The 22,528-nt window shown below is 65.3% G+C and carries 21 protein-coding genes and 1 tRNA gene; 10 read left to right on the top strand and 12 right to left on the bottom strand.

The genetic code is table 11. The annotated features are described in order from the left end of the window. Positions 1–2: 2 nt before the first annotated feature. A complete protein-coding gene (locus tag ABIN76_RS08180) occupies positions 3–536 on the bottom strand; it encodes a GtrA family protein (protein ID WP_346959214.1) in 534 nt (177 codons plus the stop codon). 4 nt (positions 537–540) lie between these two features. Beyond that, positions 541–1,215 carry a DUF1684 domain-containing protein gene (locus ABIN76_RS08185; protein ID WP_346959215.1) on the bottom strand — a complete coding sequence of 225 codons (675 nt, stop codon included), beginning with the start codon at positions 1,213–1,215 and terminating at the stop codon, positions 541–543. A gap of 418 nt (positions 1,216–1,633) precedes the next feature. Here ABIN76_RS08185 and ABIN76_RS08190 point away from each other — a divergent pair, with 418 nt between their 5' ends. Both ABIN76_RS08190 and ABIN76_RS08195 read left to right on the top strand, forming a co-directional pair. Then, positions 1,634–2,173 carry a hypothetical protein gene (locus tag ABIN76_RS08190; protein ID WP_346959216.1) on the top strand — a complete coding sequence of 180 codons (540 nt, stop codon included), beginning with the start codon at positions 1,634–1,636 and terminating at the stop codon, positions 2,171–2,173. A gap of 86 nt (positions 2,174–2,259) precedes the next feature. After that, positions 2,260–3,066: a transglutaminase family protein gene (locus tag ABIN76_RS08195; RefSeq protein ID WP_346959217.1), complete on the top strand. Its 807-nt coding sequence runs from the start codon at positions 2,260–2,262 to the stop codon at positions 3,064–3,066. Positions 3,067–3,096: 30 nt separating this feature from the next. Here the strand turns inward: ABIN76_RS08195 and ABIN76_RS08200 are convergent, their stop codons facing one another. Together ABIN76_RS08200 and ABIN76_RS08205 are read right to left on the bottom strand one after the other, a co-directional pair. Next, positions 3,097–3,609, bottom strand: a complete 513-nt coding sequence (locus ABIN76_RS08200) for a MarR family winged helix-turn-helix transcriptional regulator (protein ID WP_346959218.1) — start codon at positions 3,607–3,609, stop codon at positions 3,097–3,099. After that, a complete protein-coding gene (locus tag ABIN76_RS08205; protein ID WP_175322930.1) occupies positions 3,609–4,712 on the bottom strand; it encodes an LLM class flavin-dependent oxidoreductase in 1,104 nt (367 codons plus the stop codon). Before ABIN76_RS08205 ends, ABIN76_RS08200 begins: the two co-directional genes overlap by 1 nt. A 257-nt stretch (positions 4,713–4,969) precedes the next feature. Here ABIN76_RS08205 and ABIN76_RS08210 point away from each other — a divergent pair, with 257 nt between their 5' ends. Both ABIN76_RS08210 and ABIN76_RS08215 read left to right on the top strand, forming a co-directional pair. Then, positions 4,970–5,320, top strand: a complete 351-nt coding sequence (locus ABIN76_RS08210; RefSeq protein ID WP_346959219.1) for a hypothetical protein — start codon at positions 4,970–4,972, stop codon at positions 5,318–5,320. 65 nt (positions 5,321–5,385) lie between these two features. Continuing rightward, entirely contained in the window at positions 5,386–6,171 is a 786-nt protein-coding gene (locus ABIN76_RS08215; protein WP_346959220.1) for an alpha/beta hydrolase, read from the top strand. 35 nt (positions 6,172–6,206) lie between these two features. Here ABIN76_RS08215 and ABIN76_RS08220 read toward each other — a convergent pair whose 3' ends face one another. After that, positions 6,207–6,410 (bottom strand): hypothetical protein, encoded by a 204-nt coding sequence (locus tag ABIN76_RS08220; RefSeq protein ID WP_346959221.1) that lies wholly within the window; start codon positions 6,408–6,410, stop codon positions 6,207–6,209. 213 nt (positions 6,411–6,623) lie between these two features. Between ABIN76_RS08220 and ABIN76_RS08225 the strand changes: the two genes are divergently transcribed. Together ABIN76_RS08225 and ABIN76_RS08230 are read left to right on the top strand one after the other, a co-directional pair. Further along, a complete protein-coding gene (locus ABIN76_RS08225) occupies positions 6,624–7,247 on the top strand; it encodes a hypothetical protein (RefSeq protein WP_346959222.1) in 624 nt (207 codons plus the stop codon). Between the two features lie 103 nt (positions 7,248–7,350). Beyond that, positions 7,351–7,857, top strand: coding sequence for a GNAT family N-acetyltransferase (locus ABIN76_RS08230; protein WP_346959223.1), 507 nt, complete (start codon positions 7,351–7,353; stop codon positions 7,855–7,857). Between the two features lie 81 nt (positions 7,858–7,938). On the opposite strand, the gene ABIN76_RS08235 is transcribed toward ABIN76_RS08230, so the two are convergent. Further along, complete coding sequence (locus tag ABIN76_RS08235) at positions 7,939–8,991, bottom strand: S66 peptidase family protein (protein WP_346959224.1); 1,053 nt, start codon at positions 8,989–8,991, stop codon at positions 7,939–7,941. Between the two features lie 238 nt (positions 8,992–9,229). Further along, a complete protein-coding gene (locus tag ABIN76_RS08240) occupies positions 9,230–9,526 on the bottom strand; it encodes a hypothetical protein (protein WP_346959225.1) in 297 nt (98 codons plus the stop codon). A 281-nt stretch (positions 9,527–9,807) separates the two neighbouring features. Between ABIN76_RS08240 and ABIN76_RS08245 the strand changes: the two genes are divergently transcribed. Then, entirely contained in the window at positions 9,808–11,013 is a 1,206-nt protein-coding gene (locus ABIN76_RS08245; protein ID WP_346959226.1) for a LysM domain-containing protein, read from the top strand. A gap of 55 nt (positions 11,014–11,068) precedes the next feature. Here the strand turns inward: ABIN76_RS08245 and ABIN76_RS08250 are convergent, their stop codons facing one another. The 5 genes from ABIN76_RS08250 to ABIN76_RS08270 form a co-directional block, all read right to left on the bottom strand. Continuing rightward, positions 11,069–14,344 (bottom strand): efflux RND transporter permease subunit, encoded by a 3,276-nt coding sequence (locus ABIN76_RS08250; protein WP_346959227.1) that lies wholly within the window; start codon positions 14,342–14,344, stop codon positions 11,069–11,071. An 81-nt stretch (positions 14,345–14,425) separates the two neighbouring features. Continuing rightward, the gene (locus ABIN76_RS08255) at positions 14,426–15,928 is read right to left on the bottom strand and encodes a malate:quinone oxidoreductase (RefSeq protein ID WP_346959228.1); all 1,503 of its coding nucleotides are present in this window, start codon (positions 15,926–15,928) and stop codon (positions 14,426–14,428) included. A gap of 79 nt (positions 15,929–16,007) precedes the next feature. Next, the gene (locus ABIN76_RS08260; protein WP_346959318.1) at positions 16,008–17,624 is read right to left on the bottom strand and encodes an ABC transporter substrate-binding protein; all 1,617 of its coding nucleotides are present in this window, start codon (positions 17,622–17,624) and stop codon (positions 16,008–16,010) included. Positions 17,625–17,929: 305 nt separating this feature from the next. Next, positions 17,930–18,616 carry a fasciclin domain-containing protein gene (locus ABIN76_RS08265; RefSeq protein WP_346959229.1) on the bottom strand — a complete coding sequence of 229 codons (687 nt, stop codon included), beginning with the start codon at positions 18,614–18,616 and terminating at the stop codon, positions 17,930–17,932. 288 nt (positions 18,617–18,904) lie between these two features. After that, positions 18,905–18,986, bottom strand: a tRNA-Leu gene (locus ABIN76_RS08270). Between the two features lie 226 nt (positions 18,987–19,212). Between ABIN76_RS08270 and ABIN76_RS08275 the strand changes: the two genes are divergently transcribed. From ABIN76_RS08275 to ABIN76_RS08285, 3 genes are all read left to right on the top strand, one after another. Beyond that, on the top strand, positions 19,213–20,217 hold the full coding sequence (locus tag ABIN76_RS08275; protein WP_346958000.1) for an IS481 family transposase: 1,005 nt from the start codon (positions 19,213–19,215) through the stop codon (positions 20,215–20,217). A gap of 611 nt (positions 20,218–20,828) precedes the next feature. Then, the gene (locus tag ABIN76_RS08280; protein WP_346959230.1) at positions 20,829–21,059 is read left to right on the top strand and encodes a hypothetical protein; all 231 of its coding nucleotides are present in this window, start codon (positions 20,829–20,831) and stop codon (positions 21,057–21,059) included. Between the two features lie 425 nt (positions 21,060–21,484). Continuing rightward, the gene (locus tag ABIN76_RS08285; protein WP_346959231.1) at positions 21,485–22,465 is read left to right on the top strand and encodes a MerR family transcriptional regulator; all 981 of its coding nucleotides are present in this window, start codon (positions 21,485–21,487) and stop codon (positions 22,463–22,465) included. The last annotated feature ends 63 nt before the right edge of the window (positions 22,466–22,528 follow it).

Genomic DNA, 22,528 nt, shown 5'->3' on the forward strand with positions numbered 1-22,528 from the left:
TGCTAGCGGTGCCGGGCGCGGCGGAAGATCCAGTGCCGCAGCATCGTGAACCTTACGGCCGTGGCCAGGAAGCCGGACAGGGTGGTGGTCCAGAGTTCGGCGGCCACGGTGGCGTCCGGGTTGATCCAGTGCAGGATGCCGAGGCTGCCGCCGGTGATCAGCAGGGCGACGGCGATCACGATCAGCCCGTTGAGATGGTCGCGCTTCATCCGGTGGCGTTCGGTGATTTTGAACGTCAGCCGCCGGTTCAGCGCGGTGTTCATCAGCGAGGTGATGATCAGCGCGGCCGCGTTGGCCGGCTGGGGCCCGATCCACGGCCGCAGGAAGGCATAGAGTGCCAGCGAAGACACGGTGCAAACGACGCCGACGCCGGTGAAGCGCAGGAGCTGGCGGACCACCGGGTAGCGGAGTACGCCCCGGTGGCGGCGCGCTCGTGCGGTGGAGGAAGTAGCTGAGGGGGAAGAAGCCGGGGAGGCCGCGGTGGTATCCGGCGGGAACTGCGGGCCGTGCTGCGCTTGTTGTAGCTGCGACTCCATCCGGCTAGTACAGCTCGCCAACCGGGATGTCCACGGCGAGCCGGTTCGACGGCCCGGCCAGCGGGCAGGCCCACGCCTCGTTGTAGGCGCAGGACGGGTTGTAGGCGAAGTTGAAGTCCAGCACGAACTCGGCGTCGGGCCCCGAGCCCGTCACGCCGTGGAAGGCGCCCTTGATGGTGTCCAGCAGGTAGCGGCCCGCGCCGTAGCTGCCGCCGGGCTGGCCGGCGGTGGCGTCGCGGAACGGCACGAATATGCCGCCGCCGTAGCCGTTGAGCTTCCAAACCGCCAGCTGGCCCATCTCCGGCAGGTCGAAGGTGCCCAGCCGGACAAAACGGACGACGCCGTCGGTTCCGGTTTCGACGTTCATCTCCCGTCCGGCGCCCTCCTTCGTGATGGGGACGTGGAAGCGGTAGATCGGGTCGTAGTCCGCGGTCCGGAGGCCGCCGAAGCTCGCCTTGGCGTCTTCGGTCAGGGGCGAGGCGGGGTGCGTAGCGAACATCCGGTCGCGCTCCTGCCGCCAGTAGGAGTGGGCTTCGGCCGGGCTATCCGCGGCGATCTTACGCACGGTGGCGTAGAGCGCAAAGGTCCGGAGCCGCCAGTCTGCGATGTCGACGGCGGACATCCGCGCCACGCCGTCCGGGCCGCCAGATTCCGCTGCATCAAGGTGCTGTTCCGCCATCCCCCCAGCCTAGCCTTGTTTCGCTGCCGGACCTGCGGCGGGCCGTGCCGACGGCCGCGGCGTCCGCTTCTGCGAAACGCGGTTCCGGAAGCCCGGAACAGCCCCGGCCCGCGGTTACGCTGGCAGCATGACTGGCACGGTTCTATCCCGCGGACTCCGGCTAGCCCCCGCGCTGGCGCTCACCGCGGCGGCGCTCGCCGGCTGCAGCAGCGAGGGCAAGGGCGCGCCGGCCTGGACGGCCGCACCTCCGGGCGGGAGCGCGACGTCGGGCCCCTCCGCAAGCGCAGCGTCGACGGCTACGTCAGGCGGCCCGGCTTCGGGGACGGCATCTGCTTCCCCCGGGACCTCTCCCTCAGCCGGCGCGACCGCGGGCGCGACGGCGGCGGCCTGGAAAACGTTCTACGATCCCGGGAAGACCGTGAGTTTTGATCTGCCGCAGGAGTGGATTGCGCAGTCGCTCACTCCGGCGCCGGGCACCCTTCCGGGGGCGCTCAGGATCGAGGTCAAGGACGCGGAAGGCCGGTACCTGGCCACTCTGCAGACCGGGCTCCGGCCCCAGGCCGCCGCCTCCTGCAAGGCCTCGGCGGCGAAACCGTATGTGGTGGTCAGCAGCGTTCCGGTGGAACTGCCGCACCGCGGCGGGGAGGGAACCATCGACCCGCACGTGGTCTTCCGTGTGATCCAGGGCTACAAGTACTTCGGCTCCTACGGCATCACCAACGTGGTGGGCGGGGCGGGCGGGAAAGCCTGCACCCTGCGGAACAGTGTCCGCGGCCCCGAGGGCAAGGGCGACTACTCCTTCGGCGATCTGGCTGAGTTCAAGGCGTTCGCTCCGGACCAGAAAGTCGCCCCGGCCAAGTCTTTTGACACGCTGGGCCAGGCGGACAAATACGTCAACGAGGGCTCGGAATTCGCCAATGTCCAGCGGATGCTAATGTCGCTGAAGATCAAAAACTAGTCCCGCCCCGCGCCCTCTACAACGGCCCGGGGCGACCGCCCGCCCGCTGACAATCCAGCGGCTTCGCTCGCACCCTCCGGAGATTCATGGAACGCATCGTGTCCGCACGCCTGGCCTTCAAGACCGTGGCCGATACCAAGGTCGCGATGGCGGTGGCTGTTGCCCGCAACCCCGGCTACAGCGGATTCGAGGAGTCGCTGTCCGTGACGGCCGGCGGCGAGGACGTGCCCCTGACCGAGCTCTCGGACCACCACGGCGGGCGCTTCCACTACATGGAGTTCGCCGAGCCCACCGAGGTGCTGGTGGAGTACGGGGCGACCGTCACCGGCTTCGCCGCTCCAGAGGAACCCGGGCTGATGGAGCTCATCCGCTACGTGCGGCCCAGCCGCTACGCCGAGTCGGACCGGCTGCTCCCGACGGCGTACGCCGAGTTCGGCGGGCTGGACGGCGGGGAACTGCTGCACGCCGTGCGGAACTGGGTCTTCAGCGAACTGCGCTACGTCAGCGGCTCATCGCGCGGTACCGACGGCGCCGTCGAAACGCTGCTGCACCGGCGCGGCGTCTGCCGGGACTTCGCCCACCTGGCCATCTCACTGCTGCGGTCCAAGAACGTCCCGGCGCGGCTGGCCGCCGTGTACGCGCCCGGATTGAGCCCGATGGACTTCCACGCCGTGGCCGAAGCCCACGTGGACGGGGCCTGGCACGTGATCGATCCGACCGGCCTGGCGCCCCGGGAGAGCATGCTTCGGATTACCGCCGGCCGGGACTCCTCGGACACCGCGTTCCTGTCCACCGTGGGCGGCAGCCTCTCGCTCCGTGAACTCAAGGTCACTGCCACCGTCACCGGCGACCTGCCGGTCGAGGACCCGGCGGCGCTGGTCGCCATCCGCTGAGCCCCCCGGGCCCGCGGCGGAGCAGCACAGCTAGCGGCCCAGGACCGAGGCCCGCAGCTTCTCCGTCAGGCGCATCAGCTCACGCTGTTCCTCGGCGGTCAGTGCCGGGCCCACCAGGTCCACAATGTCGCGGACATGCTCCCGCCCGATGGTCTTCTGCAGTTCCCGTCCGGCCTCGGTGAGCCGGACGAGCACGCCGCGGCCGTCGTCGGGCGCGGGTTGCCGCTCCACGAGGCCCCGCTTTTCCAGCCGCTCCACTAAGCGGCTCAGGCTCGACTGGCTCAGCAGCACGTGGTCGTTGAGCTCATTCTGGCGCAGCCAGCCGGTGGGGCAGCGGGAGAGGGTGAACAGCACGTCGTACTCGTTCAGGGCGAGGGACTTAAACGCCGGTCCCGCCTGCAGCCGGCGCATCACGGCGACCTGGGCCCGGAACAGCGACTCCCAGGTCTGCGCCGCGAGCCGCACCGGCGAGGCCGGGCTGGTGCCCGGGCCTGCCGGTGCGCCCGCCCGGCCGGCTTCCGCCGGCGCCGCTTCGGCGGACATCAGGCGTCCTGCGGGGCGGCCTCGCGGGCCGCCAGCGAGGCGGCCACACGGCCGGCGTGCGTCGGCGGTTCCGGGACGTGGGCCGGGGTCTTCTCGGCGTATTCCTTGCGGAGCACCGGCAGGACTTCCTCGCCGAACAGGTCCAACTGCTCCAGTACGGTCTTCAACGGCAGGCCGGCGTGGTCGATCAGGAACAGTTGGCGCTGGTAGTCGCCAAAGTACTCGCGGAAGGTGAGGGTCTTTTCGATGACCTCCTGCGGGCTGCCGACCGTCAGTGGGGTCTGCGAGGTGAAGTCCTCCAGCGAGGGGCCGTGGCCGTAGACCGGGGCGTTGTCGAAGTAGGGGCGGAACTCCTTCACCGCGTCCTGCGAGTTCTTCCGCATGAAGAACTGGCCGCCCAGGCCGACGATCGCCTGGTCCGCCTTGCCGTGGCCGTAGTGCTCGTAGCGTTCACGGTAGAGGCCGATCAGCTGCTGGTAGTGCTCCTTGGGCCAGAAGATGTTGTTGGCGAAGAATCCGTCGCCGTAGTACGCGGCCACTTCGGCGATCTGCGGGGTGCGGATGGAGCCGTGCCAGACGAAGGGGGCGACGCCGTCGAGCGGGCGCGGCGTGGAGGTGAAGTTCTGCAGCGGGGTGCGGTGCTTGCCGGACCAGTTGACCGTGTCCTCGTCCCAGAGCCGGCGCAGCAGGGAGTAGTTCTCGATCGCGAGTTCGATCCCGTCCTGGATGTTCTTGCCGAACCAGGGGTAGACAGGGGCGGTGTTGCCGCGGCCCAGGACCAGGTCCACCCGGCCGTCGGCGAGGTGCTGGAGCATCGCGAAGTCCTCGGCGATCTTCACCGGGTCATTGGTGGTGATCAGCGTGGTGGCGGTGGAGAGGATGATCCGCTCGGTTTGTGCCGCGATGTAGGCCAGCGTGGTGGTGGGGGAGGAGGAGAAGAACGGGCGGTTGTGGTGCTCGCCGATGGCGTAGACGTCCATGCCGATTTCTTCGACCTTCTTGGCGATGGCAACCGAGGCTTTGATGCGCTCGTGTTCCGTGGGGGTGCGGCCCGTGGTGGGGTCGGTGGTGATGTCGCTGACGCTGAAGACGCCGATCTGCATGGTGTTCCTTTCCGGGGCCGGAGACTTCCGGTTGCTGCTTCTACTATACCCGATTTACATGCATTTGCATGTATCACCCTCTCTACAACGCCGTCTTTGTCGGATTATTCCTCGCCCTCCGGCCCGTTCTGACCCCGGCCGCCGCCGGGCCCGGGTGCCGCATGCGTTGAGTCCCCGGAAGCGTCCGTATAGGGCACCCTCACCGGGGGCGACAGAGGGCAGGTCCGGTGAAGGAAGCCCGTCGGTAGGATCGACCTATGACCCGTAAGCGCTGGATGACTCTTGGTCCGCCTGCCCATATAGTCGAGCGTTTCTTCGAAAAGCACGGGCGGGCTGGCTTGGTGCTACCTGACGGTTGGTACGGGAGGCCTTTAGATTCCCTCTTCGCACTCACCTCCGCCGTGGATCTTCCGAATGGACTCAAAATCGAGATTGAAGGTGGAAGGGAGCTGATTTTTGAAGGTAACGTGACCATCGTCAAGACGGAGTTCGAGAAATATCCGGCATTGAGGATTGAGGGATTCAAGTCGGCTTCATGGAATCCCCACGATGGCGTCGTAGATCGGCAGACGTATGGCGAGCCAGGTGCGGTCGTCTTCGTTTCCTAGGTGGGGCAGTCACTTCTGGCGCTTGGCGTTCGCTGGCCCACCGGCTAGGGCTGTAGGCTCTGGTCGTGATTGCTCAAGTCTTAGGAGAAGGCCTTCCGCTAATCGTGATCGACGGATTCGGCGTTGATCATCGGATCATGCTGCCGCTAGAGGACGCCATTGAAGAATCCGGGTGGCAGCGCATCTATATCGACCTGCCGTGGGCCGAAGGAAATGCTGACAGCAACGCCATTAGCGCAGACCATGTCGCACACGGGGCCTTGGACGACATCCATGCGTGTCTTGGCGACCGGCCCTTCGCAGTGATAGGCAACTCCTTTGGGGGCATGATTGCCCGGTACGTCGCTCACGAGCGTCGAGATCAGATCCTTGGACTGGCTACTCTTGCGGGCGTGTACGAGCCGACCCATCAGGCGCGCATCCTTCCCCGTCGGCAGGTTGTCCGAGAGGACCCCTCCGTTCTGGCTTTGGCTGGCCAGGCGAGGGATGACTACGAAGAGATGGCCGTAGTCCAGAGCGAGGCCACGCTCGACGCATTCATCACGTATGTACTTCCTGGACTCCGTGGCGCGAACCAAAACATTCTTGAACGGGTGGCAGAGCAGTATGCGCTCTCGGTCGATCCGGAGATCGCGCACCCTGCTCCGTTCGAAGCGCCCTCGTTGCACCTTTTCGGGCGTCAGGATCACGTGACGGGGTACGAGGACGGATGGAAACTACGCGACCACTATGTCCGAGGAACCTACGCGGTGCTGGATTCCGCCGGCCATAATGCCCATCTTGAACGCCCGGAACTCACCGCCGCCCTAGTGAAGGACTGGCTCGCACGGACCGGCACGGCTGCCCGGTAAAGGATCCTTTACGGGACACCCGTGGGGCGGGGCCGCTATCCGTCGTATTCCACGTCAGCGAAGGCTTTGACTTCTGCGCGAAGTTGCTCGGCGATACGGGCGCCCTCAGCTTTCCAGGCCCGTTCGTTGGCGCGTGAACTCCAACCGTTCTCATACAGGTTCTCGGTATCCCAGGCGTCGTACCAAGCGCGAAGCCGGCCAGTTAAGGTCTGTGACAGCCCGAAATCTGCTGGCTTCATTGCGTAGTTGGTCGGGTGCTCGGCGGTGCTGTTCTCCCAAAGTGGCCACCGATGCCCGTAGTCAGGAAACAGGCGGATGACTGGACGGGTGGGGACCGGCTTACGGGCGGCCTCCTGAGGCTCCCGATAAGGATCGGCTTCCTCAGACCGGGAAACCGTGAAGGCGGCGTCCTCCCGTGGTTAGCTTTACCCCTACCGCGCGAAAGAAGCCTAATGAAAACGGACACGGAAGTACTGGCAGCCGACATGATGCGGTTTGCGTCCTTGCTAAGACACATGAACCTCACTGTCGTGGCGCTCAAATGCGAATCCCTTGCCAGAGCGCTTCAGAGCGAACCATCGGAAGATGCTGTGGAGGAGGTTCGACTGTGGCTCCGCTCGTCAATGAAGGGCGGCAGCGGAAGCCTCAGTGACCGGTACGTGCATACGGACGGAGAAGTGGATGAAGTCCTCAACGCCGACTACGAAGAACTTCTCCAGAAGTTCACGGATTTCGTCAATGCTGAGCCGGAATCAAAAGAGAGCGCGGCGGCTGCTGCCATGTTCGCCAATGAAGGCACTTACTTCCGTCTGATCGAAATTCCCGTCCGCAAGAGCTGGCTCTCCCTCAAAGGAACGATCACTTACGAAGTGGCGACTGCGCCGGGAGTCACGCGGCTGGTGACGTTGGATCAACTCGGTCAAGCTGTCGGTTATGGGCCGCAGGACTCCCGGAAAGATTGGCAGGAGTGCCAGATGGTTGCAGACCGCCTTTTCAGGGAGGGACGCAGGGACGATTGGGTTCATTACTCCAGCTCCTATGTCGTTCCCGACGAGACACTCCGAAAGGATTGGTAGCGATACGTTCGCAAAAGAGAGCGTCTACGTGAGGTAAATGACAATGGATGTGTCTCAGTGAGGGATCCCTCGACGGGACGCTCGTGGACGGTAGCGTTGGGCTATGTCTCTGCTCGTCCGTCCTTCGGTTGGCCTGTATACGGCGTGGCGAGAAGCATACGAGGAGTGGGGCGACGGCCTCCACGAGGATGGTTTCGGCCTGCTGGAGACCGACGATGTTCGTTCGTCGGAGGGATTCCGCGAGTTCGTCGATCGGCTCTCGGCCAAGGAATCCTCAGTAGACGACGGGGCCACGTTCCGTTGGATCGTCGAGGACGGCAAAGTCCTTGGGGGAATCGCTCTGCGTCACGAATCAGGCCGGGACGTGGACGTCCTGGGGCACGTGGGCTACGGACTCCGGCCGTCCGCCAGAGGACGCGGCCTTGCCGTTAAGGCGCTCCGGGAGATGCTCGGCGTGGCCCAGGCCCGCGGTATGAATCGAGTTCTGCTGTGCAGCTTTGTGGACAACGTTCCCTCGGTAAAGACCATAGAACGCTGCGGCGGAGTTCTGGACGGGATCGTGACGACGAGCCGAGGGGAAGTAGGACGCTACACAATAATGGCCCGATAGCGCCCCTGGATCGGCTAACGGGCGCCGCGTCAAACGCAGAGCGCCGGCCAGTCCCATTTCCGAATCCTCGACCGGGGCGCCTCAGCTGTAGTCAGCGGTAATTGTTTTGGTGATTCCGTCGATCCGGATCAATCCTCCGTGGGGAAGGATCCATTGGGGTCGGGTGTGGCCGAAGGGAACTCCGACGCAGATGACCGCGTCCGGGTTGTACGCACTGACCTGCCCGATTATCACTTCGCTCTGCTCCTCGCGTAGTCGGGCTCGTTCGTCCGCTGCCGGCACAGGTGCGCCTAGCCGGCTGACTGGTGGCCGGGCGACCAGTACGCCGGCGGCGGCTTCGAGGATCCCTCTCTCTCCCAGGGCCCGCACCCATCGCCGCACTTCGTCTGCGGCGGGCAGCTCCTCGCTAGTCTCGAATAGCAGGATCGCCCCTTCGAGGTCGCGCACAGCCGGCATCCGATCAGCCATCGCGATCTGATCGATCACCTCGAGACAACCGCCCCACGAGCGTCCTTCCACGACCGTCGTTGGACCGGACCAGGCCCACGGTTCCGTCGCCTCGCGGATACCGAAGTGGGTCAGGGCGCGGGGGTCTGTCCAGGTGATGCCGAAGTCTTCTGACTCTCCAGGATCGGTAAGTTCGATGGATCCGCCCTCGATCAACGCGGCGCGAAGTGAGGCGAGGTGCTCGCCATCCACACGTGGTCCTGCTCCTAGATGCACCTGCGTGGAACCGCCGTAGTAGCTGGGGATCCCGAGACCCCACAGGAAGTTGTGCAGGTTCGTGTTGTCGCTGTAGCCGAGGAATGGCTTCGGGTTGTCGGTAATGACCTCGGCGTCGATGTGCTTGATGACGGTGATCTGGTCGTTGCCACCGATCGTCGCAAGTACAGCCCAAATAGAGGGGTCAGCGAACGCGGCATTAATGTCGGCTGCCCTAGCCTGCGCGCTTGCGCCCAGTTGCCTTGTAGTTGCGTACTCGACTGGTATCAGCCCGGTCGTTTCCGTCAGCCGCCTCATAGCCTGCTCGTGAACAGCCTCCGAGACGGCAGGTGCCGCGAATGCTGGAGACAGGATCGCAACCCGATCGCCAGCGCCAGCCTTCGCGGGGGCAGCAAATACTCTTGGCTTCATCTCATCATTAGATCAGTCAAGGAAGTCATCCCAGGACTTCCACGCCGCCCCGTTAGGCGAGCCCGGAAGAAGATTTTGAGGCAACTTTGGTCGAACACTACGAGCTCGTGAGTTCCGCTCCTCAGTAGAGCGCGCCTAGCTTGGAACGCACCCCGGAAGGGGGATCGTCTTGCGGGCGGGGGGCGTGGGCATCTGCCGCGGTGCAAGGCGGTCAGTAAGGAACGACGGCGACGTCGTCCTAAGAGTTTTTCAAAATTCTCGTTACAGTTTGTTGGCTGCCGGACATTAACAGGGCATGGGCTTGAAAACAATGGGGAAACGTGTGGATCTGGAGAGGGAACAACGGTTTCTGGCCGCTCACACGGCGGCCCACGACCGTATCTACCGCTATTTCCGGCGAAGGACGGACGGTGCCGCCACCGCGGAGGACCTGTGCGCTGAGGTTTTCAGAATTGTCTGGGAGAAGTCCGGACATGGCGATGACCTCCCCGTAGTTGTCCTTTTCGGCGTCGCCCGGAATGTACTCCGAAACCATGACAGGTCCTTGTCCCGGTCTGCCGCACTCGTCGGAGCTTTGCGGTTGGAGCGCATCCACGGGGCGCCCGCCGAGGAATCCGCCGTCCGGGATGGCATCGACCGCTTGGCCCCGAAGGAGCGGGAGGTGTTACTGCTGACGTACTGGGACGGACTCACCGCCGTCGAGTTGTCCCACCTCCTCGACACATCAGCGGCTGCCGTGCGAATGCGCCTGCACCGGGCACGCAAGGAACTAAGCCGAATACTTCAGCAGCAGACAGTGACAGAAGGAACGACAGAATGAGCCCGGACAAGACCGCCGCCGACCTGCTTTCAGCCGCCGACCCTGCGCTCGCGATCACCGAGGAGGAACTGATCCTCAGCCGCCAGCGGTCGCTGTCGTTCATGAATTCCGACGTCACTCAGATCGCCGTCGGCGGATCCGTTGACGACTTCCACCGCGTGCCGGCCAAACGTCATTGGGGGCGTTTCGCCGCCGCGGGGCTTGCGGTCGCCGCGGTCGCGGCCTGCATAGTCATCGTCTCGAACCCAGGAACACGTCCGGACATCACGGCAGCGGCTCCGACCGCCGCAGAGGCCACCGCGACGGCGACGCCGGCCGGTACCGGGACGTCTTCCCTCGCGGGGCCCATTGTTACCGATTCGTTTGGGAACGCGGACTACTACACCACAGTCTCCGGTGACACGTCGGCGGGAGTGGCCGCGTCCTTCGGCATCACCGAGGAGAAACTTGCCGAGTTCAATGGCCTCGACCAAGGCGCACCCCTGCTGGCTGGCACTAAGCTTCGACTGATCCCGGCTCCGGGTCCGATCGTCGGGGCGAAGGGTGCAGCCGTCGTCGACGAGGACGGCATCCCCACGAGTTACACAATTGAACCCAATGACACCCTCGACGGGATCACATACAGGTTTGGGCTCACCGGCGAACAGTTAGCGGAAGCGAACAAGGTCCCGTACGTGTACGAGAAGGGCAACGTCTACTTCGTCCGTGCGGGGAACCGCATCCAGCTGCAGAAAAATCCCGTCGACAGTCGATCCGGTCGAGGAACGAGCGTCAACAATTCATTCGGTCAGACCATCTTCTACACCACCGTCGACGGCGACTCTTTCGACAGCCTCGGCTACAAATTCCGATGCACCACGGAGCAGTTGCTGCAGTACAACCCGTCCCTGATCGCAGACCGGCCTATCCCCGCGGGGACCAGGGTGAGGCTCATGCCCGGAGAGCTCAAGATTGACGGCGCCCAAGGCGCCTTCACCGCCGACGCCGCCGGGATTCCCCAGACCTACACCACAGCACCCGGGGACACCGAACGCCAGATCTCCTTCCGGTTCGGAATATCGGAGCTAGCGAATCTGGATGCGGCGAACCGCCCGCTCACCGGCACCGACCGCGTCTGGTTCACCTTCGCCGACCTGCCCGCCGGGGAGTTGGCCCCGGGCCAGACCATCAGCCTCGACCTGACCAAACCCATCCATAAGTAGAAACCGGGGAAGCTGCCCAACGGCTGTACCCCGGAGTGATCAGCGGGGGAGAGGGTCAGTGCCGGAGGGCGGGCGCCTCGTCCGGTTCGTCGTCGCGCTCGTCATCGTCCCTGCTGCCTGTCGCCGGGCGGGCATCGCCGGCGCGGCCCGGGGTCCCGGCCCCGGCGCCGGACCCCGCGGCCTCCGACGGCGCGGGCTGGGCCCGGCGGCCGTGGGCGGCCCTGCCGCCGTTGGCCTTCTGCAGGGCCTTGCGTTCGCGCCGGCCCTCCACCAGCCGGTACAGCACCGGCACCAGGATCAACGTCAGGAGGGTCGAGGAAATCAGGCCGCCAATCACCACGATGGCCAGCGGCTGCGAGATGAAACCGCCGCCGCCGGTCAGGCCCAGCGCCATCGGGGTCAGCGCGAACACGGTGGCCAGCGCGGTCATCAGGATCGGCCGGAGCCGCTGCCGGGCGCCGTGCGTGATGGCGTCCGCCACGCTCATGCCGGGTTCGCCGTTGCGGGGCTGCCGGTACTGGTTGATCAGGTCGATCAGCACAATCGCGTTGGTCACCACAATGCCCACCAGCATCAGCATGCCGATCAGCGACGGCAGCCCCAGCGGGACGCCGGTCACGAGCAGCAGCGCGATCGCGCCGGTGGCGGCGAAGGGAATCGAGACCAGCAGGATCAGCGGCTGCACAAGCGATTTGAACGCGGCCACCATGATCACGTAGACAATGGCGATCGCGGCCAGCAGCGCCAGTCCCAGCTGGCCAAAGGACTCGGCCTGCTGCGTGGTGGCGCCGCCGATTTCCGCGGTCACGCCCGGCGGCAGCTGGACCGACTTGAGCCGGGCCTGCACCTCGGTGCTCACGGCCCCGAGGTTGCCGCCCGACGGCGTGACGGACACGCGCGCGGTCCGCTGGCCGTTGCTGGCCGTAATCGAGACCGGGACGTCGACCTGTTCCACGGAGGCGATCGAGGACAGCGGAACCGGGCCCCGCGCCGTCGGCAGCGGGAGGTCCCGGACGGCGCCGATGCTGGTGAAGCGGGTGCCTTCGCCGATCCGGACCGGGTAGTCGTTGGTGCCGATCCGGACGGTGCCGGCCGGGACCGGGCTGATCGTGGACGCCAGCACGCCGGCGACCTGCTGCTCGTTCAAGCCGGCCGCGACGGCCTTGGCGCGGTCCACCTTGACCTGGACCACGGGCTGGCTCGCGGCCAGGTTGGTGCTGACCTCGGAGGAACCGGGGACGCCGTCCATGGCCTTGACCATGGCATCGCTGGCGGTCTTGAGGTCCGCGGAACTGGCGGCCTTGAGCGTGATGTCCACCGTCGACGTCGTACCGAATCCGCCCTGCTGGGAGCCGACGGTGATCTTGCCGGCGCCGGAGATCTTGGCGAGTTCACTGCGGACGGTGTCCTGCAGTTGGCCCTGTTTGGCGGACTCGTCGGTGACGACGGTGAAGCTGGAATTCGCCGCCCCGGTGGACTGCAGCGCGGAGAAACCGGACTGGGCGTTGCCGGTGGTGACCTGCACGTCCTTGATCCCGTCGATGCCGCGCAGCACCTTCTCGACCTTGACGGCGGCGGCGCTGCCCTCGGACAGGCTGGTGCCGGCGGGCAGGGCCTGCTTTACGGTCATGCTGTTTTCGCCGGAGCGGCCCAGCAGGTCGGTGGCGAGCAGCGGGGACATCGCCACCGTGCCGCCGAGGACCAGGACGGCCGCGACCAGGGTGATGATGGGATGCCGCTGGGTCTTGGTCAGGACCGGGAGGTAGCCGCGCTGCAGGAAGCTGCGCTGCTCGGCCTCGTGGGCTCTGGCGGCGGTCTCGCGGGCGGAGGCCTCGGAGACGGCAGTGCCCGCCTTGTCCGCGGGGGTCCGCAGGAACCAGTACGCCAGCACCGGGACGATGGTCAGCGAGACCAGCAGCGAGGACACCAGGGCGATCGTCACGGTGAGCGCGAAGGGCCGGAACAGTTCCCCGGCGAGTCCGGCCACGAAGGCGATCGGCAGGAAGACCGCCACGGTGGTGAGCGTGGACGCGGTGATCGCGCCGGCAACTTCGCGGATGGAGGTGAGGATGGCGGTAATCTTCTGCTCGCCGTAGCTCAGGTGCCGCTTGATGTTCTCGATCACCACGATCGAGTCGTCCACCACCCGGCCGATCGCGATGGTCAGCGCGCCAAGGGTCAGGATGTTCAGCGAATACCCGGTCGCCGAGAGCCCGATAAAGGTGATCAGCAGGGACAGCGGGATGGAGACGGCCGTGACCAGCGTGGAGCGCACCGAGAGCAGGAACAGCAGGATCACGGCGACGGCGAAGCCCAGTCCCAGGAGCCCCTCGGTGGTGAGGTCCTTGATGGACTTCTCGATGAAGGGAGCCTGGTCGAAGACGGGGGTGAACTTGGCGTTGGACCCCAGCTCGGCCTCAAGCTGCGGGATGGTGTCCTTCACCGCGTGGGAGATGCCCACCGTGTCACCCTCGGGCTTCTTGGTGACCGAGACGGCGAGGGTTTCCTTGCCGTTGGTGCGGGTGATCGAGGTGCGGGCGTCCTCGGTGATGCTCACGTCCGCCACACTGCCGATCGTCGCGGCGCTGCGGGCGCCGCCCAGCGGCAGGGACTTGACCGCGTCGAGAGAGTCCACCGGGCTGCCGACCTGCAGCGAGAGCGTCTTGCCCTGCTCCTCGATACTGCCGGCCGGAACCAGGCTGCCGTTGTTCTTCAGCGCCTCGGAAATGGACGCGATGGTGACGCCGGAGGCGGCCATGGCCGCCGGCCGCGGCATGATCTTGATGTGCTGGGTGGCCCCGCCGGTCACTTCGGCGCCGCGCACGCCGTCGAGCTTCTGCAGCCGGGGCACGCTCAGGCGGGCCAGGTCCGTGTTGAGTTCGCTCAAGGGCTTGTCGGAGGAGACCGCGAGGTAGACGATCGGGAAGTCGCTGATGCTGCCGGCGATCGCCTGCGGCTGGACGTCCTTGGGCAGTGCCTGCTTCGCGTTGGAGATGGCGCGGTCGATCTGGTTCCGGGCGCGGTCCAGGTTGGAGCCGTAGGTGAAGGCCAGGGTGATCTGCGAGACGCCGTTGCGCGACGTCGACGTCGTCGACTCCAGCCCCTCTACGCCGTTCAGCGCCGTCTCCAGCGGCCCGCTGACCTGCTTGTCCACCACTTCCGGCGAGGCCCCGGGCATCGAGGTGATGACCGTGATCTGCGGGAACTCGATGGACGGGATGAGCTCCTGCTTAAGCGAGGTCATCGTGATCACCCCGAAGACCGACGCGAAGACGGTGATCAGCGCGATCAGCGCCCGGTTTGCTAGCGAGAGCTGGGCCAGCCGAAACATCTTATGGTCTCCTGGAGGGTCTACGGGCAGGCGTCAACGCATGACGTCAAGGGGTACAACGTGCCGCAACCCGGAAGGGTTTCAGCGGGTGGCGCTGACCGGCTCCAGCTGCAGTGCCGCGGCCGTCTCGGCCTCGAGCTTGGCGGCGAGGTCCGGGTTCTCGTTGAGCTTGACGCCGTAGCCGGGCATCATCTCCTTGAGCTTGGCCTGCCAGCCCTTGAAGTTCTTCGGGAAGGACTTCTGGAGCAGCTCGATCATGATCGGCACGGCGGTGGAGGCGCCCGGGGAAGCGCCGAGCAGGGCGCCGATGGTGCCGTCGCGTCCGGCGATGACCTCGGTGCCGAACTGCAGCACGCCGCCCTTCTTCGGGTCCTTTTTGATGATCTGGACCCGCTGGCCGGCCGTGATGAGTTCCCAGTCGCCGTCCTTGGCCTCCGGGTAGTACTCCCGCAGGGCCTCGACCTTGGCGCCGTGCCGCTTGGCGACTTCCTTGACCAGGTAGGCGGTCAGATCCATGTTGTCCTTGGCCACGGCCAGCATCGGGATGATGTTGGAGGGGCGGATGGACAGCGGCAGGTCCAGGTAGGAGCCGTTCTTCAGGAAATTCGTGGAGAAGCCGGCGTACGGGCCGAAGAGCAGGGAGCGCTTGCCGTTGACGAACCGGGTGTCCAGGTGCGGGACGGACATGGGCGGGGCGCCCACGGAGGCCTGGCCGTAGACCTTGGCGCTGTGCTGGGCGGCGAGGGTCTCGTCCGTGCAGCGGAAGAACTGGCCGGAGACCGGGAAGCCGCCGAATCCCTTGCTTTCCGGGATGCCGGAGGCCTGCAGCAGGTGCAGGGCGCCGCCGCCGGCGCCGACAAAGACGAACTTCGCGTGGATGGAGCCGTGCTCACCGGAACGCGGGTGCTTGAGCGCAAGGTCCCAGCGGCCGTCGGAGGCCCGGCTGATACCTGTGACGTCGTGGCCGTAGTTGATCTCCACGCCGTTTTTGCCGAGGTAGCCGGTCAGCTCGCGGGTCAGGGCACCGAAGTCGACGTCGGTGCCCTCGGCGGCGCGGGTGGCGGCGATGTGCTGCTTCGGGTCGCGGCCCTTGACGATCAGCGGCGCCCACTTGGCGATCTGGGCGTGCTCCTCGGAGTACTCCATGGAGCGGAACAGCGGGTTCGGCTTGAGCGCCTCGTAGCGGGTGCGCAGGAACTTGGCATTGGCGTCGCCGACCACGAAACTCATGTGCGGCACGGTGTTGATGAAGCCCTTGGGGGAGCCGATCAGGGAGTTGGTGACCAGGTGGGACCAGAACTGGCGGGAGAGCTGGAACTGCTCGTTGATGTGCAGGGCCTTCGAGGGGTCCACCGAGCCGTCCTTGGCCGCGGGGGAGTAGTTAAGCTCACACAGGGCGGCGTGGCCGGTGCCGGCGTTGTTCCACGGGTCGGAGCTTTCCAGGCCCGGCTGGTCCAGCCGTTCGAACAGGGAGATGGTCCAGTTCGGCTCCAGCTGCTTGAGGAAAGCGCCCAGCGTGGCGCTCATGATGCCGCCGCCAATCAGGACGACGTCGGCATGTTGGGTCTTGGAAATGAAAGTCACAATCAGTCTCCGATAGCAGCGGCTCTGGCTGTCACAGAATATCCCCGCACGGCCCACTAACTGAAATTGGGCCCTGCCGTCAAGGCTTTAACTCGACGTTGGTGAAAACTTCGTTCAGGACCGGCGACGCCGGGTACTTCAGGACCCGGTCGGACAGCGCCAGCGCCGAGATCGGGAACGCGATCGGCACCGCAGGCACCGTCGCGGCGATCTGGGCGTTGATGGTCTGGTACTGCTCGGTCCGCTCCTTGCCGTCCGGCAGGCCGCGGGCGCGGGAGATCTTGGAGAACACCTGCGGATCCTGGTAGTCGAACTCGCCGGTGTTCTCACCGAACAGCGGGCCCACGAAGTTGTCCGGATCCGCGTAGGAACCGTTCCAGCCGAGCAGGTGCAGGGCGTGGTCCCCGGGGGAGGTGACCTTCTGGAGGTAGCCGTCGGACCATTCGACCGGAACAGGCTTGATGTTGAGCCCGACGGCGGTGAGCTGCCGGCTGATCTCGGCGTAGACCTTCTCCGGGGTCGGAAGGTAGGGGCGTGCGACGTTGAGCGGGTAGTAGAACTTCAGTTCCTCGCCCTTGTAGCCGGCGTCGGCGAGCAGTTCCTTGGCCTTGTTCTGGTCGTACCCCAGCGAGGGTGCGTTGTTGTTGAAGCCGCTCAGCTTCGGCGGAACGAACTGGGAGGCCGCCGCGGTGTTGTCAATGAAGAACTTCCGGATCAGGGTGTCCTTGTCCAGGGCCATTTCGATCGCCTGGCGGACCTTGAGGTTCCGCAGCACCGGCACCTGCTGGTTCATGCCCAGGTACATGACGGAGAATGGGTCGCGCTGGATGATCTGCTTGCCGCGCTTGACCAGCTGGTCGAAGTTTCCGACGGTCACTGAATCGTAGGCGTCGATCTTGCCGTCCAGCAGCGCCTGCATCCGGGTCTGCGGGTGGTCGTAGCTGACAAAGTGGACGGTGCCGATCTGGCCTTTTTTGCCCCAGTAGCCCTTGTTGCTGTCCAGGGTGACAGTGTTGTTGTCCCAGGAGCTGAAAACGAACGGTCCGGTCCCCACCGGGTGCAGGGCGTAGGCGGAGACCGGCTGGCCCTCGCGGCTCTGGTTGAGCACGTCGGCGGAGTGCGCGGCCATGGCCTTGGGCGAGGAGATCGCAAAGGCGGGCAGGGTGAGCGCCTGCAGGAAGCCGGTGAACGGTTGGGTGAGGTCGATGCGGACGCTGTTCGCCGACAGCGCGGTGCAGCCCTTGTAGATGGACAGCGACGCCTGGTCCGCGTGCGCCATAAAGACGCCCTTGAACGTGGTGCCGGGCGCCTGCTTCCGCAGGGCCGGGGAGAAGTTGAACCAGCGCTTGAAGTTGGTGCACACGGCCGCCGCGTTGAAGGCCGTGCCGTCCTGGAACGTCACCTTCTCCCGGAGCTTGAAGGTGTAGGCGCGGCCGTCGCCGCTGGTGGTCCACTCCGTTGCCAGCAGCGGGGTGGGCTTGCCGCTGGTCTGGTCGACGCCGACCAGGCCCTCGAGGATCTGGCGGGTGATGCGGTACGAGTCGACGTCGGACACGAGGGCCGGATCCAGGCCGAGCGGGCGCGAGGCGGTGCCAAAGGTGAAGGTGGCGGTGGGGGCGGCGGCCGAAGCGCTGGCAGAGGACGACGGCGGCGGCGTCGGGCCCGGTGTTCCGGTGCACGACGCCAGCGGCAGCATGAGCAGGACCGCGCCCAAACCGGCAGCGACGCGGCGCAACCGCCTGCGGGGTCCGGTACTGGTGGGCAGGGTACTGCTGGGCACTGTTGGAATCACCTCTGGGGTACGGGAAGGCCGCCGGCTGCGGAACAGCCCCAGTCTAGTTGACCGGTGCGCCGGATTCCCGTCAGGGCCGCCGCCACGGTGGGCCGGCGGAGCGGGCCCCGGAACAGGCGAAGGCCCGCACCATCCGGTGCGGGCCTTCGTTTCTCCAGGTGGATCCAGGGAGTCAGGCTGGATCCGGGTCAGGAGGGCTTGGGTGTTGCCTACTTCGGCATCAGGACCGAGTCGACCATGTAGACCGTGGCGTTGGCGGTCTTGACGCCGCCGCAGACCACGTTGGCGCCGTCAACCTTGAGCGCATCCTTGCTGCCGGTCACGGTCACGGAACCGCCCTGGACGCTCTTGTGGGTGCCCACGATCTCGGCCGGGCTGATCTTGCCCGGGATCACGTGGTAGGTCAGGATCTTGCTCAGCAGGGCATCGTCCGTCTTGAGCTTGTCGATGGTGGCGGCGTCGATCTTCTTGAACGCGTCATCCGTCGGAGCGAAGACAGTGAATTCGCTGCCGTTCAGGGTGTCCACCAGGTTGACCTTGGGGTTGAGCTTGCCGGAAACGGCGGCGGTCAGGGTGGTCAGGATCGGGTTGTTGGAGGCGGCGGTGGCCACCGGGTCCAGGGCCATGCCGGAGACCGAACCCTTGCCGTCGGGAACCTGGGCGGCGTAAGCGGCGCAGCCGGAGCCGACGAGGTCAGCGGCCGGGTCCATCGCTGCGGCGGAGGAGGACATGGACGGCGACGGCGCCATGCTGGATTCCATGGCGGAGCCCGACGGCGAGGAAGCCGGGGCCGAGGAAGCGGATCCCGTGCTGGAACCGCCACAGGCAGTGAGGCTGAGCATGGCTGCGGCAGCGATACCTGCAACGGCGAAAGTCGTGCGCTTGATGGTCTGCATTTCGATTCTCCTTTGTTGTGCCGATTTCATTGCCTGCAGCGAACATCTTTGCCGCTGTGGCTTTTCTCCGACTGGTGGGCACCTACCCTTGGTTGGTGTCTCAATGGGTATTCGGGCGCTCAGCGGAAAGGGATGGGTGGGGAATAGAAATTCTTTTCCGGCGGGCCGTCCGGGCAGCAGATGTTGCCCTCTTTCAGCCCGTAGTTCCGGGGTTTGATGACCGGAGGGTGAGGCCGGCTCGGCGGTTAAACGCCAAGACCCCGGTCCGAGGACCGGGGTCTTGTTCAGTGCGCAAGGGGGGACTTGAACCCCCACGCCCGAAGGCACAGGAACCTAAATCCTGCGTGTCTGCCAATTTCACCACTCGCGCGCGGCGCCGTCGTCCGCGGGTCCCGTGAGGGCCCTCGACGGCGGATGCCAGGAACCAGTCTACATTTCGGTTCCGCGGTCCGCCGCCGGGTGGGCCGGACGGGCGGGTGCTGGCTAGATGTATTGTCCCGGCACGTTGATGACACGTGGTTTGATTTGACGCAATAAGAGGACCTCCGGGTGTTGTGTGGTGCTTGTCGAGAGCGAACACAATCCAGGAGGTCCTCGTGTCCCACCGTAACGCGTTTCTGGCCCATTCGGGCCGTCTTCGGCTGGCTCGATGCATCGTTGATGATGGTTGGAGTTTGCGCAGGGCGGCTGAACGGTTCAATGTCTCCGTGCCGACCGCAGCTCGTTGGTCCCATCGGTACCGGGACTACGGCGAAGCGGGCTTGGAAGACCGCCGGAGCCGGCCGCGTTCCTGCCCTCACCGTACCGGCGTACGCACGGAGCGGCGGGTGCTGGGACTGCGGGTGAACAGGCGCTGGGGTCCGGCCCGGATCGCGTATCACCTGCACCTGAACATCTCGACGGTTCACCGGATCCTGACGCGGTACCTCTGTCCGCCGTTGCGGTTCACCGATCCGGCCACCGGGGCCCGGGTCCGTGGCCGGGACCATGCCCGCCGCTATGAATACGCCCAGCCCGGCGAGATGGTCCATGTGGACGTAAAGAAGGTGGGCCGGATCCCGAACGGCGGTGGACACCGGATCCATGGGCGCGTCAGAGGTGAGGCGAATTCCCGGGCCCGGAACCTCTCCGAGGGCCGCCGCACGGACCGCGGGCAGGTCCGGGGTTATTCCTTCATTCACCATGCAGTCGATGACCATTCCCGGTTCGTCTATTCCGAGATCCTTCCCGACGAAACCCAGGCCACAGCGTCCGCGTTCATGCGCAACGCCATCGCCGCTTTTGCTGCCCACGACGTCAGAATTCAGCGGGTACTCACCGACAACGGCTCCTGCTACCGGTCCCGTGCGTTCGCCGCAGTTCTTGCCGACGCAGGCATCAAACACAAACGCACCCGGCCCTACCGGCCACAAACCAACGGCAAGGTCGAACGCTTCAACCGGATCCTCCAGGAAGAATGGGCCTACGCGCGCCCTTACCGGTCAGAAACAGAACGCCAAGCCTGTTACCAGGACTTCATCGACTACTACAATCACCACAGGCCACACACCGCCCTCAAAGGCGCCTCACCCGCCAGCCGCGTCACTAACGTCCCGGGTTAGTACATCTAGTTCTCTCGTCTGCGCGCCAGATGTCGTGCGAATAAGCGAACGGATATGCCGACACCGATTCCTGTGGGAACCATATACAGCACGCCCGACCGCGGGAAAAGCTGACCCAAGACGGCCCCGACGACTGCCGCGGAAATTACTATGACGAGGATGATGAGTGTTAGCTTCAGGTCGCTCACTGTTGCTTCCCCTTTTGCAGTCGTGTCACCCCAGGCCGTATCCGACAGTGCGACGCTACGGGTACCGCGTAGAAACGCCCCCAAAAAGCTGGCAATCCCGAGTTTAGCTCCGGTTGCGACGCAGAGCCCCTATATCAGCGCCACGCTCAATGACGAGGAGATCGCCAAGGCCGGCCCGGCCGATTGGCGCAAGTTGGCCTAAGAACTGCGACTGCGATGAGGCGTCATCCATGGGTAGTGATGGAGAATCGGTGCATGGTCAGCACAGTTCATGGTGACGGTTTCGTGGTTCAAGTGGGGAGCCACTCGCGAGCTGAGCTCACACACTTACTGCACGCAGCGGACGTCATGCTCAATGTTCACGCCGAGACGTTGCTCGACCACCCCGCCTTCGACGCTCCAGAGGCTCGAAGCATACGAATCGTGGAACGAACGGTGGGGGAGCTTGGCTTTGAGCGTGGCGCCATTCAGTCACGGGTCTTCACCGCGGCGAGGAACCAAGGGCTCGAACTTTGCCCCGTGGTGACGGGCCCTTACCTCCGATTGGCGATTACGGAGCAGCCCAACGCGCCGGACTCCGTCCTGTCCGCAGGCCGCGCCCCGACCGGAGCGATCCACGTCGCCTCCGAACCGCTGAGCAAGGGCGTGGAGTAGCCCAAGGGTTTCTACCTCCGTGTCGTGGATGGGCGGCCGTGGCTAAGGGGCTATCGGTGCGATGACACATACGTGTGGGCGCCAGAACAGCGGCTCGCGTTCGTGTTGCCCTAGAGATGCAAAACCTGCCCGGTAGGGTTCCGGTCATGGCCCGAACGCGAAGACAACCCACCAAGACCGCAGTCATCTCGGTCGCTGTTACTTGTGCACTGATAATTACCGGTCAACTCTTTACGATCAGCGGAACCCGCGGCACGCACATTTTGTCCTGGGCCCTCATTGGCTGCACAGTGCTTCTCTTCATCACTGTATTAATCTCGTACCTCCGCAAGGCTAGACGCGAAGATCCTCCGCGGGGCAAGCAGGGAAATGCGAAGAATATTCGGGATTGACCCTCAACTAGGTAGAGACGGGAGAGTGCATACATGGAGAACGAATTGCTCGGCATCGGCCGGCTGGCAGCACTCAGCGGGCTGCCAGTGAGCGCCCTGCGCTTCTACGACGGCGCCGGTGTTTTGCCGCCGTCGGTGGTCGACCCTTCCTCTGGGTATCGCTTCTATCATCCGAGTCAGGTGGTTCACGCCCGGCTGGCGGCGCACCTGCGGCGGGTAGGCCTTCCGCTGGATGACATCCGGACGATCCTGGCCGAACCTTCCCGGGCTCGGCCGATCGTGGCAGCTCATCTCGGACGGCTGGAAGCAGGCCTGGCCGACGCCCGCAGGGAGATCTCCATCGTTCATCAACTACTAGAACACCAGGAGATCACCATGACCCGATGCACGCTGGCTGCCGCCGAACTCATTCGAGCGCTCGGAGAAGTTCGGTATGCCATCAGTGACGACCCAGAACAGCTGCGCCTGAATGGGGTGTTCCTCGACAGCGAGCCCGGCCGGTTGCGTGTGGTTGCTACGGACCGGTACCGACTCGCCGCCAGCACGGTACCCATGTCGCAGCAGGCCGAACTGCATGTGCTTCTGCCCACGGCAGCGGTTAACGAATTGCTCGCCGGTAACCACACGGGATTCCTGGACGTCGTCGTTACCGGCGACACGATCACCTTGACCGGTGATGCCGGCACCATCCATGCGGAGCTCGCCGACGTCGACTTCCCGTCGTATCGCAGCTGGCTCGGCCTCGGCAACCGCGAAGTCCCCGTGGATGCCGCTGCGTTGAGAGCCGCACTAACTGCGGGTACGACCGAGACCTTCACTCGAGACAACGACGGCGTCGCTTACGACGTCAGCCGACTCAGCATCACTTCAAGGGGGGGTCGAGGTCGGCTCATCCGGCGACCCCGACGCGCTGGTCATCGGGGTGAACCGCGCGTTCCTCCTGGAGGCGCTCGGCACCGGCAGCCAGCTCACCCTCGGTCTGGACGATCCGATTGCGCCGGTGGCCATCCGTAACCCGGACCGAGACGGCACCCTGTCGATCCTCATGCCCGTCCGCCTCGATCAGCCGGTCTGAGT

Origin of the sequence: uncultured Arthrobacter sp., from assembly GCF_964021775.1 — a bacterium.
GTDB lineage: Bacteria > Actinomycetota > Actinomycetes > Actinomycetales > Micrococcaceae > Arthrobacter.